This window comes from Pseudomonas sp. MYb60 (genome assembly GCF_002979555.1).
Taxonomy (GTDB): domain Bacteria; phylum Pseudomonadota; class Gammaproteobacteria; order Pseudomonadales; family Pseudomonadaceae; genus Aquipseudomonas.
Genome location: NZ_PCOZ01000002.1, coordinates 341,491 through 363,857, shown reverse-complemented (window position 1 = coordinate 363,857; position 22,367 = coordinate 341,491). Strand labels below are relative to the sequence as shown.

Sequence of the window (22,367 nt, the reverse complement as noted above, 5' to 3'; positions counted from 1 at the left end):
TCAGTTTTGGCAGCAAAATAGGCGGCGAGCTTACCATGGGGGCCCGGGCTTTTGCCGGGTCGAACCGGCCGTTTGCACCGATCATGCTTGCATCTGCCGGCTTCGATCAGTACAAAACGCCCTGAGCCGGACGGCAACGCTGGATCAATCGACCGTCGGCCGAGATGCCTGGACCCTGAGGAAGCACGTAATGAAGAAGTGGCAATGTATCGTCTGTGGCCTTATCTACAACGAAGCAGACGGCTGGCCGGATGACGGAATTCTGCCCGGCACCCGTTGGGAAGACGTCCCGGAAGACTGGCTGTGCCCGGACTGCGGCGTCGGCAAGATGGATTTCGAAATGATCGAAATCGGCTGATCTGAACATTTAAGAAACGTACTACAAGGAGAAAGGAATGAACGCACCTGTCGTGATCATCGGCACAGGGCTGGCCGGTTACAACGTGGCCCGAGAGTTTCGCAAGCTCGACAGCGAAACCCCATTGCTGCTGATCACTGCGGATGACGGACGCTCCTACTCCAAGCCCATGCTCTCCACCGGCTTTGGCAAGAACAAGGAAGCCGATGGCCTGAGCATGGCTGAACCCGGCGCCATGGCCGAGCAGCTCAAGGCCGAAGTGCGCACCCACACCCGCGTCAGCGGCATCGACCCTGGCCACAAGCGCCTGTGGATCGGCGAGGAAGCGGTGGCCTACCGCGACTTGATCCTGGCCTGGGGCGCAGAAACCGTGCGTGTGCCGGTGGAGGGCGACGCTGCCGAACTGATTTTCCCGATCAACGACCTGGAAGACTACGCGCGCTTTCGCACCGCTGCGGCCGGCAAGCGCCGGGTGTTGCTGCTCGGCGCTGGATTGATCGGATGTGAATTTGCCAACGACCTGATCCTGGGCGGCTACGAAATCGACCTGGTGGCGCCGTGCGAACAAGTCATGCCAACCCTGTTGCACCCGGCCGCCGCCGCGGCGGTGCAGGCCGGGCTTGAGGGCCTGGGCGCGCGGTTCCACCTGGGCCCGGTGCTCAATCGCCTGCAGCGCACGGCTGATGGCCTGGAGGCGCACCTGTCGGACGGTGAAGTGATCCCGTGCGACCTGGTGGTCTCGGCCATCGGCCTGCGCCCGCGTGTCGACCTGGCTGCCGCCGCCGGCCTGCAGACCAACCGTGGCGTGATGGTAGACCGCCACCTCAAGACCTCTCACGCCAACATCTACGCCCTGGGCGACTGCGCCGAGGTCGATGGCTTGAACCTGCTCTACGTCATGCCGCTGATGAGTTGCGCGCGCGCCCTGGCCCAGACCCTGGCCGGCAACGCCACGGCCGTCAGTTACGGGCCGATGCCCGTTACCGTGAAGACCCCGGTCTGCCCGCTGGTGGTATCGCCACCGCCCAGGGGCACCGAAGGGGTGTGGAGCGTTGAAGGGCAGGGCGCTGATATCAAGGCCCTGTGCCGCGACAGTAGCGGGCGCCTGCTGGGTTACGCACTGACCGGGACTGCGGTGATGGAAAAACTCGCCCTTAACAAAGAACTTCCGCCGTTGCTGGCGTAAATACCGGTCGTTCTGTCGGAATAAGCACGTTCTTGCCCGCAGAAAGGCCTCCGCGAGACTGGCGGAGCGTGCGTGGGCATGCCATCCTCACTCCCGTCTGCCGCAGAGTAGAGCCTGCGGCGCTTTGGGCGCTGCTCCGTCAGAGAGCAGCACGGACATAACAACAAAAAACCGTCAAAGAGGCTTCACTCATGCGTAAACCAGAACTCGCAGCCGCCATCGCTGAAAAAGCGGATCTCACCAAAGAACAGGCCAACCGCGTCCTCAACGCCGTTCTCGAAGAAATCACCGGCGCGCTGCACCGCAAGGACAGCGTCACCCTGGTTGGCTTCGGCACCTTCCTGCAACGCCATCGCGGCGCCCGCACCGGTAAAAACCCGCAAACCGGCGAGCCGGTGAAAATCAAGGCGAGCAACACCGTTGCGTTCAAGCCGGGCAAGTCGCTCAAAGACACCGTCAACGCATAATCGGTCGTACCGCCTCGAAGGGGCGGGGTGGTAGGAAAAATGGGCACGCCGACTGGGTCGGGTGCCCATTTTTTGTGCGACATGAAACGGCGTGACCCAGCAGCGCTGGGCGGTTTCATCCAGGTTGAAACGCTTTGCCAGGCTCAAGCTCATGTTCGCACCCAATGCATTTTCCGGCAGTGGGCACAAACGCGTCGTCGTCGATTGAAAGGCGGCGTGCTGCGCCAGGTTGACCTCGCCCGAAGTCCAAGCAACATGCTGCTATAAGTGTCAAACGCCAGCCGATCTTCCGCTAATGCGCAAGATCGATGGCGTTCTTTTGGCAAATCGTTACACTGCGCCGGCCACTCAATAATTACACGAGGCCGTGTGCATGAAATTTCGTCTCCTCCTGTGGGTGCTGGGCCTGATGATGGGCAAAGCCAGCCGCACCAATCCTGCCTTTCAGCAACAGCTAGGCGATAAAGACCTGGCCTTCCAGTTGCAGACCCTCGACGGCAAGGTTGCTCGTCACTTCATCGTCAAAGACCAGCGCATCACCAGCCGTTCGGGTGTCCATCCGTCCCCGGCGTTTGCGATTGCGTTCAAGGATGCCGCCTACGGCTTCGCCACGATGCAGGCGAAGAACAAGCAACTGGCGTTCATGACGGGGATTCAGGACAAGTCGATCCAGATCAAGGGCAACCCGGCGCTGGTGATCTGGTTCCAGGGGCTGACCAAGTATTTGAAGCCGAAGAAAAAGAAGTAGGGTTTTCAGGTCGACCGAGGTGGATTCATCGGGGGCAAGCCCCCTCCCACGGTGTGATGTGTGAACACAGTCAAATGTGGGAGGGGGCTTGCCCCCGATAGCCATCCAAAGGTCTACACACTCAGTTCTGACTGAACTGGGACGCCAGTTCGCGCAACAGCACCTCGGCATCCAGTACCTTGCTGACCACGTCCTCGGCCTTGTCGCGACTCAACCCCAAACGTTCGATCAGCGCATCCGGGATCGCTTCATCCGGCCCGGAGCCGATGCCACGGCTGCGCAGCAAGCGCACGGCCAGGCACACCAGGTTCGGGTATTCGGCGTACTGGCCGTCGTAGGTCGGGTCGTGCTGGAAGCGCAGGGCCGTGGACAGTTCGTCCGGCATGTCCCAATAGCGCATCAGCCACGCGCCAATCTGCTCGCGGCTGATACCCAGCAGGTGCTGTTCCACATAGCTGTGGCACAGGTGCGGGTTGACCTCCAGGTGGCGGCAGATCAGCGAGAAGTGCGGCGGAAACACGTGGGCCAGCAGCAGGTAGCCGAAGTTGTGCAGCAGGCCGGCCAGGTAGGTCAAGCCGGCTTCCGGGCGCTGGGCACGGGGCATGGCGCGGGTCAGGCCTTCGATGACGGCAGCGGTGTAGATCGACTGGTGCCAGTACGGCGTGGCCTGGTGCGGGTGGTCCTTGGGCAGGCTCAAGGTCTTGCCCAGGGCGAGGCCCAACGCCAGGTTGATCACCAGGTCGAAGCCCAGCACACGCACGATGGCGTCTTCCACGGAGCGAATCTTGCCCGGCGACGCGTAATACGGCGACGCCGCCCAACTGACCACTTGCGCAGCCAGGGCCGGGTCGGTTTCCACTACGCCGGTGATGTCATCGATGGTGGCGTTGGGGTCGACGCGCAGCTTGATGATCTTCTGCGCGGTGTCGGCCAGCGGCGGGATCTCGATGGTCGCTTCCAGGCGCTGTTGGATACGGCGGGCGGTGAACGCCTGCATCGCCTGGGTGATTTCCTCGCGGTCATCATTCGGGCGGTCGAGGTTGGGGCGGATATTGCTCAGCGGCTCGCCGAACTGAGCGGCGCTGGCCTTGTTGAGCAGGGCCTTGAACTCGGCGCTGGAAATTTCCAGCAGCAGCCCGGCTTCGCCCGAATGCACCAGCAGGCTCGGTTCGTCGAGCAGGCGGCCTTCGTACAGGCACGGCGAGGACGTGAGTGGCGGCAGGCCTGGCAGCAGCTTCAGGTCGTGTTTGCTCAACATGCGCTCGACACGGTCCGGCGACACCGCGGTGAGACGCCGGCCAGTGAGTTCGGCGAGGCGGTTGAGATCCAGCAGGTGGTTCTGCGGGAACAGCACCATCAGCGCGCCCACGGCATCTTCCAGCAACACCGCCTGAACCTTTTGCGCAGGGTTCAGGCCAGGTTGGTCGGCGACTTCCTTGTAGTTGATGGCGAGCTTGGCGAGCAGAGCCCGAATCACCGGCGGCGCGGTGATTGGGGCTGTGGCGAGGGCTACTTCTGACATGGCCGGATCCAATTTCTTACAGTCCACGAAGTATAACCAGCTTGATACCTATGTTGGTCGCCTAACTGTGGTTTGTGACGTGGTTGGCGACAAACCCTCCAAGGGTCAGACCTGGCCGTATTGCTGGCCGTGGCGCAGCCAGCGGTCGAGGAGCGGGCTGACGTGGTCCGGCCAGCGCTCGAGCAGGGCCTGCGCGGCATCGCGCACGGCGGGGAGCAGGTCGGCGTCGCGCATCAGGTCGGCGACCTTGAATTGCAGCAAGCCGGTCTGGCGGGTGCCGAGCATTTCGCCGGGGCCGCGCAGTTCCAGGTCCTTTTCGGCGATGACAAAACCGTCGTTGGTTTCGCGCATGATGCCCAGGCGCTGGCGACCGATCTGGGACAGTGGCGGGTGGTACAGCAGCACGCAATGGCTGGCGGCACTGCCCCGTCCTACGCGGCCGCGCAGTTGGTGCAATTGGGCCAGGCCCAGGCGCTCGGGGTTTTCGATGATCATCAGGCTGGCGTTGGGAACGTCCACGCCGACTTCGATCACCGTCGTAGCCACCAGCAGTTGCAGGTTGCCGGCCTTGAACTCGGCCATCACCGCAGCTTTTTCCACCGGTTTCATGCGCCCGTGGATCAGCCCGACCTTGAGCTCGCCGAGGGCGCTGGTGAGGTCTTCATACGTGGTTTCGGCGGCCTGGCAGGTCAGCTCTTCGGATTCTTCGATCAGCGTGCACACCCAGTACGCCTGGCGGCCTTCGGCGCAGGCACCGCGTACCCGCTCGATCACTTCGACACGCCGGGTGTCGGTGACCAACACCGTATTGACCGGGGTGCGGCCGGGCGGCAGTTCGTCGAGGATCGAGGTGTCGAGGTCGGCATAGGCGCTCATCGCCAGGGTGCGCGGGATCGGTGTGGCAGTCATGATCAACTGGTGCGGGTTCATGCGCCCGCCCACACCTTTCTGACGCAGGGCCAGGCGTTGTTGCACGCCGAAGCGATGTTGTTCGTCGATGATCACCAGCGCGAGATTCTTGAACTTCACTTCGTCCTGGAACAGCGCGTGGGTGCCCACCACCATCGGTGCGCCGCCGGCAATCTGCTCCAGCGCCGAAATGCGGTTCTTGCCCTTGAGCTTGCCTGCCAGCCACGCCACTTCAAGGCCCAGGGGTTCGAGCCAGCGCTTGAAGGTGATGAAGTGTTGCTCGGCGAGGATCTCGGTGGGCGCCATCAGCGCCACCTGGTATCCGGCTTCCAGTGCCTGCAGGGCAGCAAGGGCGGCGACCACGGTCTTGCCCGCGCCCACGTCGCCCTGGATCAGGCGCAACATCGGCTCTTGCTGACTGAGGTCGTAGGCAATTTCGTTGCCGACGCGCTGCTGGGCACCGGTCGGCGCGAAGCCGAGGTTGGCCAGGTATTGCGCCGGCAGCTGGGTGGCCTTGGGCATCGCCGGTGCGCGCAGAGAACGCATGCTTTCGCGCAGGCGCTGCTGGGACAGTTGGTGGGTCAGCAGTTCTTCAAAGGCCAGGCGGTGCTGGGCCCAGTGATGACCCAGCGCCAGTTCGTCCACATCGGCATCGGCCGGCGGGTGATGCAGGTAGCGGATCGCATCGTCCAGCGGCGCCAGTTGGTAATCGCGGGCCAGCTCCAGGGGCAGCCAGTCGGGCAGGCTTTGCGGGCCGAGCATTGTCAGGGTCTGGGTGCACAGCTGGCGCAGGCGCTGTTGGGTCAGGCCTTCGGTGAGCGGGTAGATCGGCGTGAGGGTGGTGTCCACCGGCGGCGGCTCGTCGCCGGTGATGGCGCGGTATTCCGGGTGGTAGATCTCCAGGCCGGAGGCACCGGGGCGTGCTTCGCCGTAGCACCGCACGCGGGTGCCACGCTTGAGGCCGTCCTTTTGCGCATTGCTGAAATGGTAGAAACGCAAGCTCAGGCCGCCAGTGCCGTCCTGCAGGCGCACCACCAGGCTGCGGCGCTTGCCCATCACCACGTCGGCGCCGCTGACGGTGCCTTCGACCACCGCGTCCTGTCCTGGCCGCAATTGGCCGATGGGCACCACGCGGGTGCGGTCCTGATAACGCAGGGGCAGGTGAAACAATACGTCCTGGAGATTCTCCAGGCCGACCTTGGCCAACTTCTCGGCCATGGCTTCACCGACACCCTTGAGTGCCGTCACCGACACCTGCGACAGCTCAGTCATACCGGTACTTAGCTCGCAGCAGGCGGCTTGGCCACCGAGCACAAACGGATCGAGTCGGCGAGGATCTCAATGGCTTTCGGCCGAGGGAAGCTGGCACGCCAGGCAATCGCCACGGTACGGAAGGGCACCGGCGGGGTGAGCGGGCGTACTTCGATCACGCCGGGGGCGTAGTGATGGCTGTCTACGGCCGACAGCGGCAGGATCGAGATGCCCAGGCCGGACGCGACCATGTGCCGAATGGTTTCCAGGGAGCTGGATTCCACCGTGGTGTGCTTGGCGCCGTCGTTGCCCTTGGTGAGGGTCGGGCAGGCTTCAAGCACTTGATCGCGGAAGCAGTGGCCTTCGCCGAGCAGCAGCAGGCTCTTGTCGTTGAGCAGGGCGGCGTCGATGGTGTCCTTTTTGGTCCACGGGTGGTCGGCGGGCATCAGCACCTGGAACGGCTCATCGTAGAGCGGCAGGGTGAGTACGTCGGCCTCGTTGAACGGCAGGGCGATGATGATCGCGTCCAGCTCGCCGTTGCGCAGTTTGTCGCGCAGTACGTGGGTGAAGTTTTCTTCGATGTAGAGCGGCATCTGTGGCGCAACGCGGTGCAGTTGCGGGATCAGATGCGGAAACAGGTAGGGGCCGACGGTATAGATGGCGCCGACTTTCAGCGGGGCGGTCAGCTGGTTCTTGCCGGCCTGCGCCAGTTCGCGAATGCTTTGGGCCTGTTCCAGCACCTTCTGGGCCTGGGCCACGATGCCTTCGCCCACCGGAGTTAGGCGCACGGCGCTCTTGCTGCGCTCGAAAATCAGCACACCGAGTTCGTCTTCAAGCTTTTTCACACCCACCGACAGCGTCGGCTGGCTGACGTGGCAACGCTCAGCCGCGTGGCCAAAGTGCTGCTCTTGGGCGAGGGTAACGATGTAGCGTAATTCTGTGAGAGTCATAGCGAGCGTCCATGAGGTTGCGGGCCAAGCATACCGGCTGCAATCGATAGACGCACGTTATCAGAACTTTGTTGGGGATTGAGCGAGGAATGTGCGAAGTTTTTCCGGGCCGGTGAAACCAAATGTGGGAGGGAGGCTTGCCCCCTCCCGCATTGGTCCCTGCTTGCCTTTACCGGCGACGTTTCTCGATGTTGTACACGAACGGTGCAACGATCTCGATACTGCCACCCTTGAGCATGTCCGCCGGCGGTTTCGGCAGCGGCTGGGCACGACGAATCATGTCCAGGGTCGCGCGGTCCAGGTCGGCGTTGCCGGAGCGGCCCACCAACTCGTAGGACAGCACGTTGCCGTCTGCATCGACCACGAACTTCAGGCGGTTCAGGCCTTCCTTGCCACGGGCCTGGGCGCCGGGCGGGTACTTCTTGTACTTCTGCAAGTGCGCCAGCAGGGAGCCTTCCCAGGAGGCCTTCGCTGCGATTTGCTGCGGAGACGGGCCGGGTACGGGCTGGGCAGATTTTTCAGCCGGTGCCTGAGTCGGCGGAGCGTCGCTCGGCGGGTCCTCGGAGGGCTTCTCCTTGGGCGGCTCGACCTTCTTCTCTACCGGTTTTGGCGGTTGCGGCTTGGGTTTTGGCTTGACCGGCTTTGGCACCTGGATCGTCGGCTTGGGCGCCTCGGCCAGTTTCGGCAGCGGCAGCTCCTCGACCGGCGCAGGCGGTTGCGGCGGCGTTACCACCTTGGGCGGTGCCGGCGGCGGTGGGGCTGGCATCGGTGCCAGGTCGATGACCATGGCAGCCGGTGGCAACTGCACCGTATGCGGCGCCGACCAGTGAAGCGCGATGGCAATCGCGACGGCATGCACGCCCAGCACGACGGCGAGGCTGGTGCCATAACGCGTCAGTTTGTGGCGCGTCGTGATCATTTTTTGGCTGCCGTCTCAAGTCCGACCAGGCCTACCTTGAGGTAACCGGCTGCCCGCAGGGCATCCATCACGCTCATCAGGTCGCCGTAGTCCACGCCTTTGTCAGCCTGGAAGAAGATCGTCGTGTCCTTCTTGCCTTGGGTCTTGGCGTCGAGCACCGGCCCCAGGGTTTCAGCCTTGACTTCTTCTTCGCCCAGGAACAGACGCTGGTCTGCCTTGACGCTGAGGAATACCGGCTTCTCCGGTCGCGGCGCCGGCTTGGCGCTGGAGGCAGGCAGGTCAACCTTGATGTCCACGGTGGCCAAGGGTGCCGCCACCATGAAGATGATCAGCAGCACCAGCATCACGTCGATGAACGGCGTAACGTTGATTTCGTGGTTCTCGACGAGTTCGTCGTCGCCTTGATTCAAATGCAGGCCCATGGCCGATTACCCCACTTTCACCATGTGCGGTTGCGAGCTGCGCTCGGTAGGCAGGTGATCGAGGTCGCGGCTGACCAGCAGCAGGACTTCCGCCGACGCGTCCGATACCTGGGCCTTGTAGCCGGCAATCGAACGGGCGAAGACGTTGTAGATCACTACCGCAGGAATCGCGGCAACCAGGCCCAGGGCGGTGGCCAGCAGGGCTTCGGCGATACCAGGGGCAACGACGGCGAGGTTGGTGGTCTGGGTTTTGGCGATGCCGATGAAGCTGTTCATGATGCCCCACACGGTACCGAACAGGCCGACGAACGGCGCGGTGGAACCGATGGTCGCCAGCACGCCGGTGCCGCTGCTCATGTTACGGCCGCAGGCGGCAACCAGGCGCTCGAGGCGGAAAGCCACACGTTCCTTGATGCCTTCTTTTTCGCGGGTGTTGGCCGACAGGCGCATTTCTTCCAGCGCGTCGTGCACCAGTGTGTTGGCCAGGGTGCCCTTCTTGGTCGCGCTTTCGCTGGCTTCCTTGAGGGTGGTGGCCTTTTTGAGGTGGACGATCTCGGTGCGCAGGCGACGCTTGGCGCCCAGCAGTTCGAAGCCTTTGGCGATCCAGATGGTCCAGGTGATGATCGAGGCGATAGCCAGGCCGATCATCACGGCTTTCACCACCACGTCAGCGTTCTGATACATGCCCCATGGGGACAGGTCGTGTGCCATGCCCAGGGTGTTGTCTTCTTCTAGGACCACACCGGTTTCATCGGCGCCCGCCGGGTCGGCAGCCAGGGCCGGGTCGGTGGCCGCTGGAGCCGCAGTGGATTGCTCAGCCGCCGCCGGGGTGGCAGGGGCGGTGGCATCAGCGAATGCAGCGGTCGGTGCCAGCAATACGCTGAACACCAGCGCTGCAATCGCGCGCCAGGCGCGGGATGTGGTAGGCGAAGCGGGGGTTGTATTACGTGTCATGCTGGCCGGACCTGAGAGAAAAAATGAGTGATCGTCCTTCCAAACCCAAAGGGGTCGAGGACAAATGGGCGGTTATTATTGCAAGTAATTCTTGTTAACAGAAGTAATACAGTAACTTTATTTGTGCTTTTTCTGGCCGCCGGTCTGCTGCGAGGGCTAACCTAGACCTTTCAGTACGGAGTTTTGTGATGTCTGCGCCTTCTGTTGTGATTGCCGGATGCGGTGACGTGGGTAGTCGGTTGGCTAGGCAATTGCTTGCCTCGGAATGGGAGGTTCACGGCCTGCGGCGTGATGTTTCGCGCCTTCCCGAAGGCGTGATTGGCATTGCCGGAGACCTCTTCAACAAGGAGTGCCCGGACACCTGGCCGATTGGCGGGGTGGATTACCTGGTGTACTGCGCGGCTGCGACGGACCACGATGAGGCCGGGTATCGCGCCGCTTACGTTGAAGGTTTGAAACATGTGCTGGAGTGGCTGGATGACTACGGCCAGGCACCGAAACACCTGCTGTTTGTCTCCAGCAGCAGTGTGTATGGGCAGCAGAATGGTGAATGGGTCGACGAAACATCCGACACCCAGGCCCTGGGGTATTCCGGGCAGGTGATGCTGGAAGCCGAGCAGGTCGCGCTCAACAGCGGCATTCCCGCCAGTGTGGTGCGGTTGACCGGCATTTATGGCCCGGGTCGCGAATGGCTGCTGACCCAGGTGCGGCAAGGCTATCGCGTGGCCATCGACCCTCCTTTATATGGCAACCGTATTCACGCGGAAGATGCCGCCGGGTTGCTGGCGTTTTTGCTGCACCATGTGGAGAAGGGCGGTTCGCTGGACAAGGTTTACATCGGCGTCGACGATGCGCCGGCGCCGCTGGCCGAGGTGGTGGGCTGGTTGCGGGAGTATCTGGGTGTGACCGAGTGGGCGGATGACGCCAGCGTGCGGCGTGCGGGGAGTAAGCAGTGCAGCAACGCGCGAGCCAAGGCGCTGGGGTGGACGCCGACCTACCCGACCTACCGTGAAGGTTACGCGGCAATACTCAAAGGCTGAGTTCGGTCCCACCTTCATTTTCGTGAGGCGGTTTACTGTTTTTCCAGCAGCCATTGGCGGGGGCCGGGGGTGAGCTGAGGCACCTCGTCCGCCTGTGCGGTGTTCACGGCCTGGAAGATTTCCAGCTGCTTGCCCTTGCGGACGAAAATCCAGGTATCACCTTGGGCTTCAGTGCTCAGATACATCGTGTCATGGCCTGCCCCTTGGGAGGCGCAGTCACCGTCGAGGCAGAGTTCATAGCTGACGGTGTCAGGCAGCCCTGAAACGCGCCCATCCGCTGTGAAAACGAGGGCATCACCTGTGCCTGGGCCCTGCGTAATGCGCCACTGGCCGCCCAGATAGGCCGTGTTCAGGGCTTTTCGGAAGGTGCTCCCCCATTTCGCTCCCGCGGTGGGCACTTCGATCGGCCGATGAAATGTCTGTTGGGGGGTATGCGCCTGGGCCAGTTGAATCAGTTGCTCGCCTTCCAGGCGCAGCGTGTTGATGCTGTGGCCGTCGTAATCGACGGTCCAGGTATCGGGGCTGGTCTGCCGCAACTGGCCTTCGCCGGTTTCGAAGCCATTGCTGACGCGCGCCATGGCGTTGCGGGTGTCGATCTCCCATTCGAGGTGCGCGCCTGCGGTATTCAATGGGCCGCCTTGAGCCGCGGCATCGATCAAGGCTCGGTTGACCCAGATACCGTTGATATCGGGGGCTGCCTGGGCGTGGCTAATCAGTAACGATAATCCGAGGGCGAGCAGTTTGAGCATGAGGCTGTCCTGAGGCAGTTTCCAACCACGCGCAGGCTAAAGAAAAAGGAGCCTTTCGGCTCCTTTGTTCTGTATCACTGTTTTTCCAGCAGCCATTGGCGGGGGCCGGGGGTGAACTGGGGTACCTCGTCCGCCTGTGCGGTGTTCACGGCCTGGAAGATTTCCAGTTGCTTGTCCTTGCGGACGAAAATCCAGGGGTTGCCCTGGCCATTCAGCTGCAGCCAGATGCTGTCATAGCCACCGCTCATGGACGCGCAATCGCCCGCCAGGCATAGCGAGTACTGATCAACATTGGGCAGGCCGGCCACTTTGCCGTTGGCCTGGAATTGGACGATGGCGCCGCTGCCGAAGCCGTCGAGGATTTTCCAGTCACCGCCCATATAGGCGGCATACAGCGCACGCTCGAAGTTGGCGCCCAAGGGCGCGCCGTCCGGTGCGGGCTCTTTGGGACGGGCGAACAGTTGCTCAGGCTCATTGTCGTTGGCCACTTGCTGTAGTTGCTTGCCTTTGCGCTTGAGTTCGGTGGCGGAGCTGCCGTAGAAGTCCACGCTCCAGGCGCCGGATTTTTCGCCGAGCAGCTTGCCTTCTGCGACTTCAAAGCCGTTGTAGTAGCGCGCCTGCGCAGCTTTGGTGTTGACCTCCCATTCGAGGGTCGGGCCGAAGCTTTGCAGGGCTTCACGCAAAGGGCCGCCTTTGGCAGCCGCATCGATGGCGACCTGGTTGATCCAGGTGCCGCTCACATCCAGGTCCGCGGGGTTGCTGGCGCAGCCGCCGAGCAGCAGGGTGAGCAATGATGTGGCCAGGAGCGCTTTGCGCATGACGAAATCCTTCTGAAACAAAGTCGGCGCAGCCTGGGGGAGGCTGCGCCGGGTGTTTTACTCGATGACCAGGATCGCGTCCATTTCAACCTGCGCGCCCTTTGGCAGGGCGGCAACGCCGATGGCGGCGCGGGCTGGGTACGGCTGTTCGAAGTACTTGCCCATGATCTCGTTGACCTTGGCGAAGTGGCTCAAGTCGGTCAGGAAGATGTTCAGCTTGACGATGTCCTTGAAGGAACCGCCAGCCGCTTCGGCCACCGACTTGAGGTTCTCGAAGACCTGGACGGTCTGGGCTTCGAAGCCTTCCACCAGCTCCATGGTCTTCGGGTCCAGCGGGATCTGGCCGGACATGTAGACGGTATTGCCCGCCTTGATGGCCTGGGAGTAGGTGCCGATGGCGGCCGGGGCCTTGTCGCTGGTGATAACGGTCTTGGTCATGAATGACTCCTTGTAATGGATCGGCTATGCACGCATGCGGGTGATGCGGATCACACCGGTCAAGGCGCGCAGTTTCTTGATCACGCGGGCCAGGTGCACACGGTCGTGCACGCTGACGACCAGTTGGACCACGCTGATGCGACCATCGCGTTCGTCCATGCTGATCTTCTCGATGTTGCCGTCGGCCGCGTTGACGCTGCTGGCCAGCAGGGCAATCAGGCCGCGCTGGTGTTCCAGCTCCACGCGCAGCTCGACGTTGAATTCGCCGGTGACATCCTTGGCCCACGAGAGCTGGATGCATTTTTCCGGGTTGTGGCGGATTTCGGTGATGTTGCGGCAGTTGTCCAGGTGCACGACCATGCCTTTGCCCGCCGACAAATGGCCGACAATCGGGTCGCCCGGGATCGGCGTGCAGCACTTGGCGTAGCTGAGCACCAGGCCCTCGGTGCCGCGAATCGCCAGCGGGCCTTCCGGGCTTGGCAGCTGTTCGCCTTCGCCGAGCAGGCGGCGGGCGACCACATAGGCCATGCGGTTGCCCAGGCCGATGTCTTCCAGCAGGTCCTCGATGGTTTCCTGGCGATACTCGTGAAGCATGGCTTGCACGCGCTCTTGCGGGATCTTGTCGAGGGCGCTGTCGAAACCGTTGAGCACCTTGTTCAGCAGGCGCTCGCCCAGGCTGATGGACTCGGAGCGACGCTGCAGCTTCAGGGCGTGACGGATGTGTGTGCGCGCCTTGCCAGTGACCACGAAGTTGAGCCACGCCGGGTTCGGACGGGCGCCGGGCGCGCTGACGATCTCCACCGTGGAGCCGCTTTGCAGCGGTTCGGACAGCGGTGCGAGACGACGGTTGATCCGACAGGCGATGCAGCTGTTGCCCACGTCGGTGTGCACGGCGTAGGCAAAGTCGACCGCCGTGGAGCCTTTTGGCAGCTCCATGATCCGGCCTTTGGGCGTGAACACGTAGACCTCGTCCGGGAACAGGTCGATTTTCACGCTTTCAATGAATTCGAGGGAGTTGCCGGCGCGTTGCTGCATTTCCAGCACGCCTTTGACCCACTGGCGCGCACGGGCGTGAGTGCCTTTGGGCTGCTCGTCGCCGCTGGACTTGTACAGCCAGTGGGCGGCGATGCCGTTGTTGGCCATCTCTTCCATTTCGCGGGTGCGGATCTGAATCTCGATTGGAACGCCATGCATACCAAACAGCGTGGTGTGCAACGACTGGTAGCCGTTGGCCTTGGGAATCGCGATGTAGTCCTTGAACCGGCCTGGCAGTGGTTTGTACAAATTATGAACAGCGCCCAGCACGCGGTAGCAGGTGTCGACCTTGTCCACGATGATGCGGAACGCGTAGACGTCCATGATCTCGTTGAAGGCCCGGCGCTTGCCGCGCATCTTTTTATAGATGCCGTAGATGTGTTTCTGCCGGCCACTGACCTCGCCTTCGATCTCGTCGATCGCCAGGCAATGGCTCAGGGACTCTTCGATCTTGTTGACGATTTCCTTGCGGTTGCCGCGGGCGCGCTTGACCGCCTGGTAGATGCGCGCCGAACGCATCGGGTGCATGGCCTTGAAACCGAGGTCTTCGAATTCGATACGAATGGCATGCATGCCCAGCCGGTTGGCGATGGGCGCGTAGATTTCCAGGGTTTCCTTGGCGATGCGCCGGCGTTTTTCGCCGGACAGCACTTCCAGCGTGCGCATGTTGTGCAGCCGGTCGGCCAGCTTGACCAGGATCACCCGGATATCCCGGGCCATGGCCATGGCCATCTTCTGGAAGTTTTCCGCCTGGGCTTCGGCCTTGGTCTCGAAGTTCATCTGGGTCAGTTTGCTGACCCCGTCGACCAGTTCGGCGACGGTTTCGCCAAATTGGGCGCTGAGCGCTTCCTTGGCGATGCCGGTGTCTTCGATCACGTCATGCAGCATCGCGGCCATCAGGCTCTGATGGTCCATGTGCATGTCGGCAAGAATATTGGCCACCGCAAGAGGATGGGTGACGTACGCCTCGCCACTGCGGCGGCGTTGGCCGTCGTGGGCTTGTTCGGCGTAGAAATACGCTCGGCGGACCAGGTTGACCTGGTCTGGGCCGAGGTAGGCCGATAAGCGATCGGCGAGGGCGTCTATGCTCGGCAAAGTGTTAACTCCTGCCGATGGCTGTGACCCCGCGCCGTGCTACGTCGACCAGGCATAGGCTTAGACGGCCTCGTTGGACTCGTCCTCGAACGCTGCAAACAGCGGTTCGTCTTGAACGATTTCCTGTTCGGCGATGAACTCGTAGCTCATCAGGCCTTCAGCGATTTCGCGCAGGGCGACAACGGTAGGCTTGTCGTTTTCCCACTGGACCAGGGGCTCTTTGCCGCCAGTGGCCAGTTGACGGGCACGCTTGGTAGAGAGCATGACCAGCTCAAAGCGGTTATCCACGTGTTCTAGGCAGTCTTCAACGGTTACGCGGGCCATGGTATTCCTCGGAGCGAATGCAAGATGCGCGCTGCCCGGTTGGGCGAGCGGACTGAGCAGTTTAAAAAATCACCAGCGTTTAGGGAAGCGCTGATTTTTCGCGAGCCATCGTAAAACCGCTGCAAGCACCAATGTAAAGCCCTTGCAGCCGTTTTGGGAAGAGCCAATCAGCCGAGCAGTTCGGCGAGCAATTTGCCGAAACGCTGCTGTTGACGCTTTTGCTGGAGCTGATTGGTGCGGAAAATCGCCTTCAAATCCTCCAGTGCGTGGGAAAAGTCGTCGTTGATGATCAGGTAGTCGTAGTCGACGTAGTGGCTCATTTCACTCACGGCTTCACGCATGCGGCCTTCGATGATTTCGTCGCTGTCCTGGCCACGGTTGGTCAGGCGCTGGTGCAAGGCTTCCAGGGACGGCGGCAGGATGAAGATCGAGCGGGCCTGCGGCATCAGCTTGCGCACTTGCTCGGCGCCCTGCCAGTCGATTTCCAGGATCAGGTCGTGGCCTTCGTCCAGGGTCTGCTGCAGGTGGCTTTGCGAGGTGCCGTAGAGGTTGCCGAACACTTCGGCGCGCTCCAGGAAGTCGCCGTGCTCGATCATCTTGACGAACTCGGTGCGCTCGACGAAGTGATAGTGCACGCCGTTCTCCTCGCCCGGGCGCATGGCGCGGGTGGTGTGGGAGACGGAGATGCGGATCTGCTCGTCAGCGTCGGTCAGGGCCTTGACCAGGCTGCTTTTGCCCGCGCCCGAAGGGGCGGAAATGATGTAGAGGGTGCCGGTGCTGTGGGTCATGGAGGTTGCCTTACTCAATATTCTGTACTTGTTCGCGCATCTGCTCGATCAACACCTTGAGGTTGACCGCAGCCTGGGTGCTGCGCGGATCGAACGCCTTGGAGCCCAGTGTATTGGCTTCGCGGTTGAGTTCCTGCATCAGGAAGTCCAGGCGCCGACCGGCGGCACCGGCGGATTTGAGCACGCGGCGCACTTCGAGGATGTGGGTGCTCAGGCGATCCAATTCTTCGGCGACGTCGCTTTTCTGTGCCAGCAGGACCATTTCCTGCTCAAGGCGGGTCGGGTCGAGATCGGCCTTCATGTCGGCGAAGCGGTCGAGGACCTTCTGGCGCTGGGTGGCGAGCATCTGCGGGACCAGCTCGCGCAGGGTCACCACGTCTTCTTCGATGGCGGTCAGGCGGTCGTTGATCAGGCGCGCCAGTTCGGCGCCTTCGCGCTCGCGGCCGGCCTTGAGTTCCTTCAAACCCTGGGTGAACAGTGCGAGGGCTTCGGCGTTGAGGGCTTGCGGGTCGGTGGCGTCGGCCACCAGCACGCCGGGCCAGGCCAGCACTTCCAGCGGGTTGAGGGCCGCGGGTTGCTTGATCAGGCCAGCGATGGTCTCGGCGGCAGCCACCAGTTGCGCGGCGCGGTCGCGATCAACCTGCAGCGGCTTGCCGGTGGTTTCTTCGGTGAAGCGCAGGGTGCATTCCAGCTTGCCGCGGGAAATGCCCTGGCGCAGCGCTTCACGCACGGCCCCTTCGAGGTCGCGGAATGATTCCGGCAGGCGCAGGTGCGGCTCCAGGTAGCGGCTGTTGACCGAGCGCAGTTCCCAGCTCAGGGTGCCCTGGACGCCGGCTTTTTCGACGCGGGCGAAGGCGGTCATGCTGTGCACCATGGAGGTACCTCGCGTTGCAGCCCGCAAACACGGGCTGATGATTAAGAAGGCGCAGGATTGTAGCGCAGTGGGGCGAGCGCGCCCAAACCCGAGCATTCGTAACCGGATTTTTTAGCAGTGCCCCGAATCGGCTCGCGGCTCTATAATGCTCGGCAGTTTTTCGTCCTCAGTACAGGTATCCCCTATGAAACGTCCAAGTGGTCGCGCTGCCGATCAGCTCCGCTCGATCCGCATCACCCGCAACTACACCAAACACGCCGAGGGTTCTGTACTGGTCGAGTTTGGCGATACCAAGGTGATCTGCACCGTCAGCGTCGAAAACGGCGTGCCGCGTTTCCTCAAGGGCCAGGGCCAGGGTTGGCTGACCGCCGAGTACGGCATGCTGCCGCGCGCGACTGGCGAGCGTAACCAGCGTGAAGCCAGCCGTGGCAAGCAAGGCGGCCGCACCCTGGAAATCCAGCGCCTCATCGGCCGTTCCCTGCGCGCTGCGCTGGACATGTCCAAGTTGGGCGACGTGACCCTGTACGTCGACTGCGACGTGATCCAGGCCGACGGCGGCACCCGCACCGCGTCCATCACCGGCGCCATGGTGGCCTTGGTCGACGCACTCAAAGTGATCAAGAAGCGTGGCGGCCTGAAGGGCGGTGACCCGCTCAAGCAGATGATCGCTGCCGTATCGGTCGGCATGTACCAGGGCGAACCTGTGCTGGACCTGGACTACCTGGAAGACTCGGCTGCCGAGACCGACCTGAATGTGGTCATGACCAGCACCGGTGGTTTCATCGAAGTGCAGGGCACCGCCGAAGGCGCGCCATTCCAGCCAGCCGAGCTGAACGCCATGCTGGCCCTGGCCCAGAAAGGCATGACCGAGATCTTCGAACTGCAGAACGCCGCACTGGCTGACTGAGACCGCTTCCGGGAGACACGCCATGAGTGACAGCCAGGTACCCGTGCCAACGCCTTCCTACGAGGCGCGTCAGAGTGCGATGTTGTGTCATCTCGCGGCGTTCCTGGGGTTTGTCTTTCCGTTCGGCAGCGTCGTGGGGCCGTTGATCCTGTGGCAGTTGAAGCGCGAAAAGGATGGTTTCATCGATGATCAGGGCAAGGAAGCCTTGAACTTCCAGATCACAGTGGCCATCGCCTGGATCGTCTGCATGGTGCTGGCGTTCGCGGTGATCGGCTTTTTCCTGATGATCGCGCTGGCGGTGGCGACGGTGGTGCTGACGATCATTGGCAGCATCAAGGCCAACAAGGGCATCGCGTACCGCTACCCGTTGACCTGGCGTCTGGTCAAATAATGATCGCCCACAAAAAAAACCGACAGCGATGTCGGTTTTTTTGTACCTGGAAAAAGACCTTAGATGGTCAGTGTCCAGTCGTAGTCCACGATCAGCGGCGCGTGTTGCGAGAAGCGAGGCTGACGCGGCAAGCGTGCGCTGCGAACGAACCGGCGCAGACCCGGGGTCAGCAACTGGTAGTCGAAACGCCAGCCCAGGTTGAGCATTTCAGCCTGTTCGTTGTCCGGCCACCAGCTGTACTGGTCGCCTTCGCGGCTGACTTCGCGCAGGGCATCCACATAGCCCATGTTGCCGACAATCTCGTCCATCCAGGCCCGTTCCGGCGCCAGGAAGCCCGGGGATTGCTGGCTGTCGCGCCAGTTCTTGATATCCAGCTTCTGTTGCGCCACATACAGCGAGCCACAATAAATGTACTCGCGACGTTTGCGTCGCTGTTTATCCAAATAACGGGCGAAGTCGTCCATTAGCTTGAACTTCTGGTTCAAGTCTTCATCGCCGTTCTGCCCCGAAGGGAGCAGCAAGGTCGCGATGCTGACCTTATCGAAATCGGCTTGCAGGTAGCGCCCGTAGCGGTCGGCTGTCTCGAAGCCGAGGCCGCTGATGACCGCCTTGGGTTGCAACCGCGAATACAAAGCCACGCCACCTTGGGTGGGCACTTCGGCATCGCAGGCATAAAGGAAGTAGCCATCCAGTTGGAAGGCTGGGTCGTCCAGTTCAAAGGCGGAGGCACGGGTATCCTGCAGGCAGATGACGTCGGCATTCTGGGCTTGCAGCCAACTGAGCAAACCACGCTCGACTGCAGCCTGAATACCATTAACGTTCACACTGATGATCCGCATAAATGGCCCCAAAAATCGCGTGCGTGTATGATACACGCCGTCCACCTAATTAGCTAAATCCGTGGTATCTGAGGCTTTTTTCATGCAGGCGTATCAACGCGATTTCATTCGTTTTGCCATCGATCGCGGCGTTTTGCGCTTCGGTGAGTTCACTTTGAAGTCCGGACGCACCAGTCCGTACTTCTTCAATGCTGGCTTGTTCAACACCGGTTCCGCCCTGGCCCAGCTGGGTCGTTTCTACGCGGCAGCCATCGTTGAGAGCGGTATTTCCTTCGACGTGCTGTTTGGCCCGGCCTACAAGGGCATTCCCCTGGCGGCCGCGACGGCCGTGGCGTTGGCCGAACACCATGGGCAGGATCTGCCGTGGTGTTTCAACCGTAAAGAGGCCAAGGCCCACGGTGAAGGTGGCAGCCTGGTCGGTGCCCCGCTCAAGGGCGATGTGCTGATCATCGACGACGTGATCACTGCCGGTACTGCGATCCGTGAAGTGATGCAGATCATCGCTTCCCAGGACGGCGCCAAGGCCGCCGGCGTGCTGATCGCGCTGAACCGTCAGGAGCGTGGCAATGGAGAATTGTCGGCCATCCAGGAAGTCGAGCGTGACTTCGGCATTCCGGTGGTGAGCATTGTGTCGCTGAACCAGGTGCTGCAGTTCCTGGAAGACGACCCGCAGCTCAAGCAACACCTGCCGGCGGTGCAGGCGTACCGCGAGCAGTTCGGCGTCTGATATCGGACGTATTGCAGGCGCAAGCAAATGTGGGAGGGGGCAAGCCCCCTCCCACATTTTGTTTTGTGCTGCTTAAGGACGCTTGCGGTTACTGATCAGCGTACCTACACCGGTATCCGTGAAGATTTCCAGCAGGATTGCGTTTGGCACCCGGCCGTCAAGGATCAGCGAGCTGCCCACGCCACCTTGCACGGCTTCCAGCGCGCAACGGATCTTCGGCAGCATGCCGCCGTAGATGGTGCCATCGGCAATCAGGTCGTCCACTTGTTGAGTGGTCAAGCCGGTCAACACCTTGCCTTCCTTGTCCATCAGGCCCGCGATGTTGGTCAGCAGCATCAGCTTTTCAGCCTTCAATGCCTCGGCCACTTTGCCTGCCACCAGGTCGGCGTTGATGTTGTAGGACTCACCGTTGGCGCCCACGCCGATGGGCGCGATCACCGGGATGAAATCGCCTTTCACCAGCAGGTTGAGCAAATCGGTGTTGATACCGATCACTTCACCCACCTGGCCGATATCGATGATTTCCGGCTGGGTCATTTCCGGCGTCTGACGTGTCACCGTCAGTTTTTTCGCGCGGATCAGCTCGGCGTCCTTGCCGGTCAGGCCAATGGCGCTGCCGCCGTGGCGGTTGATCAGGTTGACGATATCTTTGTTGACCTGGCCGCCGAGGACCATCTCCACCACGTCCATGGTCTGCGCGTCAGTGACGCGCATGCCATCGATGAAGTGACTCTCGATCGACAAGCGCTTGAGCAGGTCGCCGATTTGCGGGCCGCCGCCGTGCACCACCACGGGGTTGATCCCCACGGCTTTCATCAACACGATGTCTCGGGCAAAGCCGGTTTTCAGCTCTTCGCTTTCCATGGCATTGCCGCCGTACTTGATCACCAGCGTCTTACCGACGTAGCGTCGAATGTAAGGCAACGCTTCGGAAAGGACCTTGGCGGTATTGGCAGCGGCTTCGCGTTCGAGGGTCATTCAGGGCTCCGGTAAAAAATCAGAACGGTAATTGGAGATCAGGGGCAACACGTTTCAACTGGGCGTGGAACACGTCCTTGATGCGCTGCAACTCAGCCTCGGTATCCGCCTCGAAGCGCAGCACCAGCACCGGTGTGGTGTTGGACGCGCGCACCAGGCCCCAGCCTTTGGCGTAATCGACACGCACACCATCGATGGTGGTCAGGTTGGCGCCTTCGCCCCATTGCGCATCGTGCAGTGCGTCAATGATGCTGAATTTGCTCTCCTCGGTCACATGGATATTGATCTCTGGCGTAGAAATATCGTTCGGGAAGGTCTGAAACAGCTCTTCGGCCGAGGATTTTTCCTTGCTGAGGATCTCCAGCAGGCGAGCGGCGCTGTAAATACCGTCATCAAAGCCGAACCAGCGCTCCTTGAAGAACACGTGGCCGCTCATTTCGCCGGCCAACAGCGCACCGGTTTCCTTCATTTTCTTTTTGATCAACGAGTGACCGGTCTTCCACATTAGTGGGCGACCGCCATATTCCTTGATCAGTGGCGTGAGGCGGCGGGTGCACTTCACGTCGAAGATGATCTCGGCGTTGGGGTTGCGTGCAACCACGTCACGGGCGAACAGCATCAGCAGGCGGTCGGCGAACACGTTGCTGCCGGTGTTGGTCACCACGCCCACTCGGTCGCCATCGCCGTCGAAGGCCAGGCCCACGTCGGCGCCGGTTTCCTTGACCTTGGCAATCAGGTCCACCAGGTTCTCAGGCTTGCCCGGGTCCGGGTGGTGGTTGGGGAAGTTGCCGTCGACGTCGCAGAACAGCGGGACCACTTCGCAATTCAGCGCTTCGAGCAGTTGCGGGGCGATCACGCCAGCTGCACCGTTGCCGCAATCCACTACCACTTTGAGGCGGCGCGCGAGCTTCACGTCACGGGTGATTTCGTCGGCGTAGCGCTGCAGGATATCGACCTTGGTGATGCTGCCCTGGCCGCTGGTCAGGTCATTGGTCTTGAGGCGGGTGTGCAGGGCCTGGATCTGTTCGTTGGCCAGGGTATCGCCAGCGATGACGATTTTGAAACCGTTGTAGTCCGACGGGTTGTGGCTGCCGGTGAGCATTACCCCGGACTTGCCGGCCAGTACGTTGGCCGCGTAGTACAGCGCCGGGGTTGGCACCAGGCCGACGTCGCTGACATGGCAGCCGCTGTCGGCCAGGCCCTGGATCAACTGCTCGACCAACTCGGGACCGGACAGGCGACCGTCACGGCCGACCGAGACGTTCGGTTCTTCCTGGGCCAGGCTCTGGGCGCCGATGGCGCGGCCGATCCAGTAGGCGGTTTCGGCGGTCAGGGTCTTGGGCACCACGCCACGAATGTCATAGGCGCGAAAGATGCTGTCGGGGAAGGTCGGGGCTACGCGGGCTGCGTTACTCATCGCGGGGGAAACTCCATCTGAAAGGGGCAAGGCTGGCCGTAAAGCGGCTGACCGGCAGGCTCAAACTGAAGGGTATGACGGCGTTTTCGGCGTAGAGTTCGTAGTGCAAAAGTGCCATCGGCGCAGTGGCTTTCTGCTTTCTTCTGCGTAATACGTTGATTCCACTGGGGAAATCTCGCTGATCAAGTCCGCGCATTCTTCATCCTGAAAAGCCATGCGGTGGCGTCTGGCCGGGCTTGGGGTGCCCGGCCTGATTCAGCG

24 protein-coding genes and 1 pseudogene are annotated in these 22,367 nt (G+C 61.9%); 8 read left to right on the top strand and 17 right to left on the bottom strand.

Annotation, left to right across the window (positions count from 1 at the left end; translation table 11 throughout):
* Positions 1–190 precede the first annotated feature (190 nt).
* The 4 genes from CQ041_RS04500 (at position 191) to CQ041_RS04485 (ending at position 2,759) form a co-directional block, all read left to right on the top strand.
* Positions 191–358: a rubredoxin gene (locus CQ041_RS04500; RefSeq protein ID WP_105521282.1), complete on the top strand. Its 168-nt coding sequence runs from the start codon at positions 191–193 to the stop codon at positions 356–358.
* A 37-nt stretch (positions 359–395) separates the two neighbouring features.
* Positions 396–1,544: an NAD(P)/FAD-dependent oxidoreductase gene (locus tag CQ041_RS04495; protein ID WP_105521281.1), complete on the top strand. Its 1,149-nt coding sequence runs from the start codon at positions 396–398 to the stop codon at positions 1,542–1,544.
* 191 nt (positions 1,545–1,735) lie between these two features.
* Positions 1,736–2,011 (top strand): HU family DNA-binding protein, encoded by a 276-nt coding sequence (locus CQ041_RS04490; RefSeq protein ID WP_003176958.1) that lies wholly within the window; start codon positions 1,736–1,738, stop codon positions 2,009–2,011.
* A 373-nt stretch (positions 2,012–2,384) separates the two neighbouring features.
* Complete coding sequence (locus tag CQ041_RS04485) at positions 2,385–2,759, top strand: hypothetical protein (protein ID WP_010207528.1); 375 nt, start codon at positions 2,385–2,387, stop codon at positions 2,757–2,759.
* A gap of 121 nt (positions 2,760–2,880) precedes the next feature.
* Here CQ041_RS04485 and CQ041_RS04480 read toward each other — a convergent pair whose 3' ends face one another.
* The 6 genes from CQ041_RS04480 to exbB all read right to left on the bottom strand — a co-directional run bounded on the left by CQ041_RS04480 (position 2,881) and on the right by exbB (position 9,686).
* Positions 2,881–4,281 carry an aminoacyl-tRNA deacylase and HDOD domain-containing protein gene (locus CQ041_RS04480; protein ID WP_105521280.1) on the bottom strand — a complete coding sequence of 467 codons (1,401 nt, stop codon included), beginning with the start codon at positions 4,279–4,281 and terminating at the stop codon, positions 2,881–2,883.
* Positions 4,282–4,386: 105 nt separating this feature from the next.
* Complete coding sequence (recG, locus tag CQ041_RS04475) at positions 4,387–6,462, bottom strand: ATP-dependent DNA helicase RecG (protein ID WP_105521279.1); 2,076 nt, start codon at positions 6,460–6,462, stop codon at positions 4,387–4,389.
* A gap of 8 nt (positions 6,463–6,470) precedes the next feature.
* On the bottom strand, positions 6,471–7,391 hold the full coding sequence (locus CQ041_RS04470; RefSeq protein WP_105521278.1) for a hydrogen peroxide-inducible genes activator: 921 nt from the start codon (positions 7,389–7,391) through the stop codon (positions 6,471–6,473).
* 169 nt (positions 7,392–7,560) lie between these two features.
* Positions 7,561–8,310, bottom strand: coding sequence for an energy transducer TonB (locus CQ041_RS04465; RefSeq protein WP_105521277.1), 750 nt, complete (start codon positions 8,308–8,310; stop codon positions 7,561–7,563).
* Positions 8,307–8,732, bottom strand: a complete 426-nt coding sequence (exbD, locus tag CQ041_RS04460) for a TonB system transport protein ExbD (protein ID WP_105521276.1) — start codon at positions 8,730–8,732, stop codon at positions 8,307–8,309. The genes CQ041_RS04465 and exbD overlap by 4 nt, the downstream gene beginning before the upstream one ends.
* A 6-nt stretch (positions 8,733–8,738) precedes the next feature.
* Positions 8,739–9,686, bottom strand: a complete 948-nt coding sequence (gene exbB / locus CQ041_RS04455) for a tonB-system energizer ExbB (protein ID WP_105521275.1) — start codon at positions 9,684–9,686, stop codon at positions 8,739–8,741.
* 188 nt (positions 9,687–9,874) lie between these two features.
* Here exbB and CQ041_RS04450 point away from each other — a divergent pair, with 188 nt between their 5' ends.
* The gene (locus tag CQ041_RS04450) at positions 9,875–10,726 is read left to right on the top strand and encodes an SDR family oxidoreductase (RefSeq protein WP_105521274.1); all 852 of its coding nucleotides are present in this window, start codon (positions 9,875–9,877) and stop codon (positions 10,724–10,726) included.
* A 32-nt stretch (positions 10,727–10,758) separates the two neighbouring features.
* Here the strand turns inward: CQ041_RS04450 and CQ041_RS04445 are convergent, their stop codons facing one another.
* The 7 genes from CQ041_RS04445 to CQ041_RS04415 all read right to left on the bottom strand — a co-directional run bounded on the left by CQ041_RS04445 (position 10,759) and on the right by CQ041_RS04415 (position 16,847).
* A complete protein-coding gene (locus CQ041_RS04445) occupies positions 10,759–11,475 on the bottom strand; it encodes a hypothetical protein (protein ID WP_105521273.1) in 717 nt (238 codons plus the stop codon).
* A 74-nt stretch (positions 11,476–11,549) separates the two neighbouring features.
* The gene (locus tag CQ041_RS04440) at positions 11,550–12,293 is read right to left on the bottom strand and encodes a hypothetical protein (RefSeq protein ID WP_105521272.1); all 744 of its coding nucleotides are present in this window, start codon (positions 12,291–12,293) and stop codon (positions 11,550–11,552) included.
* Between the two features lie 57 nt (positions 12,294–12,350).
* Positions 12,351–12,731, bottom strand: a complete 381-nt coding sequence (locus tag CQ041_RS04435; RefSeq protein WP_003176922.1) for a RidA family protein — start codon at positions 12,729–12,731, stop codon at positions 12,351–12,353.
* Between the two features lie 24 nt (positions 12,732–12,755).
* Entirely contained in the window at positions 12,756–14,861 is a 2,106-nt protein-coding gene (spoT, locus tag CQ041_RS04430) for a bifunctional GTP diphosphokinase/guanosine-3',5'-bis pyrophosphate 3'-pyrophosphohydrolase (RefSeq protein ID WP_058424246.1), read from the bottom strand.
* Positions 14,862–14,921: 60 nt separating this feature from the next.
* Positions 14,922–15,185 carry a DNA-directed RNA polymerase subunit omega gene (gene rpoZ / locus CQ041_RS04425; protein ID WP_060753671.1) on the bottom strand — a complete coding sequence of 88 codons (264 nt, stop codon included), beginning with the start codon at positions 15,183–15,185 and terminating at the stop codon, positions 14,922–14,924.
* Positions 15,186–15,352: 167 nt separating this feature from the next.
* The gene (gene gmk / locus CQ041_RS04420) at positions 15,353–15,973 is read right to left on the bottom strand and encodes a guanylate kinase (RefSeq protein ID WP_105521271.1); all 621 of its coding nucleotides are present in this window, start codon (positions 15,971–15,973) and stop codon (positions 15,353–15,355) included.
* Between the two features lie 10 nt (positions 15,974–15,983).
* Positions 15,984–16,847 (bottom strand): YicC/YloC family endoribonuclease, encoded by an 864-nt coding sequence (locus tag CQ041_RS04415; RefSeq protein ID WP_105521270.1) that lies wholly within the window; start codon positions 16,845–16,847, stop codon positions 15,984–15,986.
* 184 nt (positions 16,848–17,031) lie between these two features.
* On the opposite strand from CQ041_RS04415, the gene rph reads away from it, so the two are divergent.
* Positions 17,032–17,754 (top strand): ribonuclease PH, encoded by a 723-nt coding sequence (gene rph, locus CQ041_RS04410; protein ID WP_016975928.1) that lies wholly within the window; start codon positions 17,032–17,034, stop codon positions 17,752–17,754.
* Positions 17,755–17,776: 22 nt separating this feature from the next.
* On the top strand, positions 17,777–18,145 hold the full coding sequence (locus CQ041_RS04405; RefSeq protein ID WP_105521269.1) for a DUF4870 domain-containing protein: 369 nt from the start codon (positions 17,777–17,779) through the stop codon (positions 18,143–18,145).
* Positions 18,146–18,204: 59 nt separating this feature from the next.
* On the opposite strand, the gene CQ041_RS04400 is transcribed toward CQ041_RS04405, so the two are convergent.
* Positions 18,205–18,984 (bottom strand): exodeoxyribonuclease III, encoded by a 780-nt coding sequence (locus tag CQ041_RS04400; RefSeq protein ID WP_003195493.1) that lies wholly within the window; start codon positions 18,982–18,984, stop codon positions 18,205–18,207.
* Positions 18,985–19,066: 82 nt separating this feature from the next.
* Between CQ041_RS04400 and pyrE the strand changes: the two genes are divergently transcribed.
* Positions 19,067–19,711: an orotate phosphoribosyltransferase gene (gene pyrE, locus CQ041_RS04395; protein ID WP_105521268.1), complete on the top strand. Its 645-nt coding sequence runs from the start codon at positions 19,067–19,069 to the stop codon at positions 19,709–19,711.
* A gap of 72 nt (positions 19,712–19,783) precedes the next feature.
* On the opposite strand, the gene argB is transcribed toward pyrE, so the two are convergent.
* The 3 genes and pseudogenes from argB to CQ041_RS04380 form a co-directional block, all read right to left on the bottom strand.
* Positions 19,784–20,689, bottom strand: coding sequence for an acetylglutamate kinase (gene argB / locus CQ041_RS04390; protein WP_105521267.1), 906 nt, complete (start codon positions 20,687–20,689; stop codon positions 19,784–19,786).
* 19 nt (positions 20,690–20,708) lie between these two features.
* Positions 20,709–22,115: pseudogene (locus CQ041_RS04385) on the bottom strand (phosphomannomutase/phosphoglucomutase); the annotation flags it as partial.
* On the bottom strand, positions 22,099–22,302 hold the full coding sequence (locus tag CQ041_RS04380) for a hypothetical protein (RefSeq protein ID WP_105521265.1): 204 nt from the start codon (positions 22,300–22,302) through the stop codon (positions 22,099–22,101). The pseudogene CQ041_RS04385 and the gene CQ041_RS04380, both read right to left, overlap by 17 nt.
* Positions 22,303–22,367: the final 65 nt, after the last annotated feature.

Bases quoted from the DNA above. Each gene is read 5' to 3' on its own strand.
- CQ041_RS04380 (WP_105521265.1), bottom strand. From the start codon at position 22,302: ATGCGCGGACTTGATCAGCGAGATTTCCCCAGTGGAATCAACGTATTA.
- CQ041_RS04500 (WP_105521282.1), top strand. From the start codon at position 191: ATGAAGAAGTGGCAATGTATCGTCTGTGGCCTTATCTACAACGAAGCA.
- CQ041_RS04485 (WP_010207528.1), top strand. From the start codon at position 2,385: ATGAAATTTCGTCTCCTCCTGTGGGTGCTGGGCCTGATGATGGGCAAA.
- CQ041_RS04450 (WP_105521274.1), top strand. From the start codon at position 9,875: ATGTCTGCGCCTTCTGTTGTGATTGCCGGATGCGGTGACGTGGGTAGT.
- exbB (WP_105521275.1), bottom strand. From the start codon at position 9,686: ATGACACGTAATACAACCCCCGCTTCGCCTACCACATCCCGCGCCTGG.
- argB (WP_105521267.1), bottom strand. From the start codon at position 20,689: ATGACCCTCGAACGCGAAGCCGCTGCCAATACCGCCAAGGTCCTTTCC.
- CQ041_RS04470 (WP_105521278.1), bottom strand. From the start codon at position 7,391: ATGACTCTCACAGAATTACGCTACATCGTTACCCTCGCCCAAGAGCAG.
- CQ041_RS04405 (WP_105521269.1), top strand. From the start codon at position 17,777: ATGAGTGACAGCCAGGTACCCGTGCCAACGCCTTCCTACGAGGCGCGT.
- rph (WP_016975928.1), top strand. From the start codon at position 17,032: ATGAAACGTCCAAGTGGTCGCGCTGCCGATCAGCTCCGCTCGATCCGC.
- CQ041_RS04480 (WP_105521280.1), bottom strand. From the start codon at position 4,281: ATGTCAGAAGTAGCCCTCGCCACAGCCCCAATCACCGCGCCGCCGGTG.
- CQ041_RS04440 (WP_105521272.1), bottom strand. From the start codon at position 12,293: ATGCGCAAAGCGCTCCTGGCCACATCATTGCTCACCCTGCTGCTCGGC.
- CQ041_RS04465 (WP_105521277.1), bottom strand. From the start codon at position 8,310: ATGATCACGACGCGCCACAAACTGACGCGTTATGGCACCAGCCTCGCC.
- CQ041_RS04435 (WP_003176922.1), bottom strand. From the start codon at position 12,731: ATGACCAAGACCGTTATCACCAGCGACAAGGCCCCGGCCGCCATCGGC.
- CQ041_RS04490 (WP_003176958.1), top strand. From the start codon at position 1,736: ATGCGTAAACCAGAACTCGCAGCCGCCATCGCTGAAAAAGCGGATCTC.
- CQ041_RS04495 (WP_105521281.1), top strand. From the start codon at position 396: ATGAACGCACCTGTCGTGATCATCGGCACAGGGCTGGCCGGTTACAAC.
- gmk (WP_105521271.1), bottom strand. From the start codon at position 15,973: ATGACCCACAGCACCGGCACCCTCTACATCATTTCCGCCCCTTCGGGC.
- rpoZ (WP_060753671.1), bottom strand. From the start codon at position 15,185: ATGGCCCGCGTAACCGTTGAAGACTGCCTAGAACACGTGGATAACCGC.
- CQ041_RS04400 (WP_003195493.1), bottom strand. From the start codon at position 18,984: ATGCGGATCATCAGTGTGAACGTTAATGGTATTCAGGCTGCAGTCGAG.
- CQ041_RS04415 (WP_105521270.1), bottom strand. From the start codon at position 16,847: ATGGTGCACAGCATGACCGCCTTCGCCCGCGTCGAAAAAGCCGGCGTC.
- CQ041_RS04445 (WP_105521273.1), bottom strand. From the start codon at position 11,475: ATGCTCAAACTGCTCGCCCTCGGATTATCGTTACTGATTAGCCACGCC.
- recG (WP_105521279.1), bottom strand. From the start codon at position 6,462: ATGACTGAGCTGTCGCAGGTGTCGGTGACGGCACTCAAGGGTGTCGGT.
- pyrE (WP_105521268.1), top strand. From the start codon at position 19,067: ATGCAGGCGTATCAACGCGATTTCATTCGTTTTGCCATCGATCGCGGC.
- exbD (WP_105521276.1), bottom strand. From the start codon at position 8,732: ATGGGCCTGCATTTGAATCAAGGCGACGACGAACTCGTCGAGAACCAC.